The sequence below is a fragment of the Streptomyces prasinopilosus genome (assembly GCF_001419695.1).
In the GTDB taxonomy this organism is placed as follows: domain Bacteria; phylum Actinomycetota; class Actinomycetes; order Streptomycetales; family Streptomycetaceae; genus Streptomyces; species Streptomyces prasinopilosus.
Window position 1 is genome coordinate 1 of record NZ_LIRG01000264.1, and the last position, 2,202, is coordinate 2,202.

Annotated in this window: 2 protein-coding genes; both read left to right on the forward strand. The window is 67.2% G+C overall.

Annotation, left to right across the window (positions count from 1 at the left end; translation table 11 throughout):
- A partial coding sequence (locus tag AOK18_RS12445; RefSeq protein WP_055694376.1) for a branched-chain amino acid ABC transporter substrate-binding protein occupies positions 1 to 1,118 on the forward strand: 1,118 nt, incomplete at its 5' end.
- Positions 1,119 to 1,226: 108 nt separating this feature from the next.
- Positions 1,227 to 2,159: a branched-chain amino acid ABC transporter permease gene (locus AOK18_RS12450; RefSeq protein WP_055574219.1), complete on the forward strand. Its 933-nt coding sequence runs from the start codon at positions 1,227 to 1,229 to the stop codon at positions 2,157 to 2,159.
- The last annotated feature ends 43 nt before the right edge of the window (positions 2,160 to 2,202 follow it).

Here is a 2,202-nt window from a genome sequence, read left to right on the forward strand (position 1 = left end):
GCACCACCGTCGTCATCGGCGTCGACGCACCGCTGACCGGCGACCTGTCCGCGCTGGGCCTCGGCATCAAGAACTCCGTGGACCTCGCCGCCAAGACCGCCAACAAGGAGAACACCGTCGAGGGCGTCACCTTCAAGGTCGAAGCCCTCGACGACCAGGGCCAGCCCTCCGTCGGCCAGCAGAACGCCACCAAGCTCGTCGCCAACGACGAGGTCCTCGGCGTCGTCGGCCCCCTGAACTCCTCCGTCGGCGAGTCCATGCAGAAGGTCTTCGACGCCGCCCAGCTCGTCGAGGTCTCCCCCGCCAACACCAACCCCGCACTCACCCAGGGCGTCGACTGGCAGAACAAGCAGGTCCGCCCCTACAAGTCGTACTTCCGCACCGCGACCACGGACGCCATCCAGGGCCCGTTCGCCGCCGAGTACCTCTACAACGACTCCAAGAAGCGCAAGGTCTTCGTCATCGATGACAAGAAGACCTACGGCGCCGGCCTCGCCGGAACCTTCACCGAGGCCTTCAAGAAGCTCGGCGGCGACATCGTCGGCACCGAGCACATCAACCCGGACACCAAGGACTTCAACGCCGTCGCCGCCAAGGTCAAGAAGTCCGGCGCCGACGTCGTCTACTACGGCGGCGAATACCCGCAGGCCGGCCCGCTCAGCAAGCAGATCAAGGCCGCCGGAGCCAAGATCCCGCTCGTCGGCGGCGACGGCATCTACAGCGCCGAGTTCATCAAGCTCGCCGGCGCCACCGGCACCGGCGACCTCGCCACCTCCGTCGGCGCCCCCGTCGAGGACCTCCCCTCCGCCAAGGAGTTCGTCGCCAACTACAAGGCCGCGGGCTACAAGGAGGACTTCGAGGCCTACGGCGGCTACAGCTACGACTCCGCCTGGGCCATCATCGAGGCCGTCAAGAAGGTCGTCGAGGACAACGACGGCAAGCTCCCCGACGACGCCCGCGCCAAGGTCACCGCCGCCATGCAGAACGTCTCCTTCGACGGAGTCACCGGCAAGGTCTCCTTCGACGAGTTCGGCGACGCCACCAACAAGCAGCTCACCGTCTACGCGGTCGAGAACGGCGACTGGACGGCCGTCGAGTCCGGCACCTACACCGGCTGACCCAGCCCGCACCACACGAGCCGCGCGGGGCGCCGCACCACAGGCGCCCCGCGCGGCTCGCATCCGGCCCCATTCGTCTAACTTTCCGAACGTCTCGGAGGACATGCGGTGAACGAACTGCCGCAGCAGCTGGTCAACGGCCTGCTACTGGGATCCATGTACGGGCTGGTCGCCATCGGCTACACAATGGTCTACGGCATCATCCAGCTCATCAACTTCGCCCACGGCGAAATCTTCATGACCGGCGCCTTCGGCGCACTCACGGTCTACCTCTACATCCTGCCCGACGGCACCTCCATGCTCATCGCCCTCCCCCTCATGCTCCTCGGGGCGATCCTCGTCTCCACCACCGTCGCCGTCGGAGCGGAACGATTCGCCTACCGGCCCCTCCGAGGCTCACCCCGCCTCGCCCCCCTCATCACCGCCATCGGCCTCTCCCTCGCCCTCCAGCAAGCCGTCTGGGCCTGGTACCCCGAAGCCAAATCGGCCCGCACCTTCCCCCAGATCGACGGCGGCCCCTTCCACATCGGCAGCGTCACCCTCCAGACCGGCGACATCTTCCTCTTCATCGCCGCCCCCGTCAGCATGGCCATCCTCGCCTACTTCGTCATGCGCACCCGCACCGGACGCGGCATGCAGGCCACCGCCCAGGACCCCGACACCGCCAAGCTCATGGGCGTCAACACCGACCGCATCATCGTGGTCGCCTTCGCCCTCGGCGCCGTCTTCGCCGCCGTCGGCTCCGTCGCCTACGGACTCAAGTACGGCCAGATCGAGTTCAAGATGGGCTTCATCCTCGGACTCAAGGCCTTCACCGCGGCCGTCCTCGGCGGCATCGGCAACATCTACGGCGCCATGATCGGCGGCCTCGTCCTCGGCCTCGCCGAAACCCTCGCCACCGCCTACATCGCCGACATACCCGGCCTCGACCAGTTCGGCAGCCAGTCCTGGGCCGACGTCTGGGCCTTCATCCTCCTCATCCTCGTACTGCTGTTCAGACCACAGGGCCTGCTCGGCGAGCGCGTTGCGGACAGGGCGTGACACCGATGACCACACAGACCAGCACACCGAACACCCCCGCCAC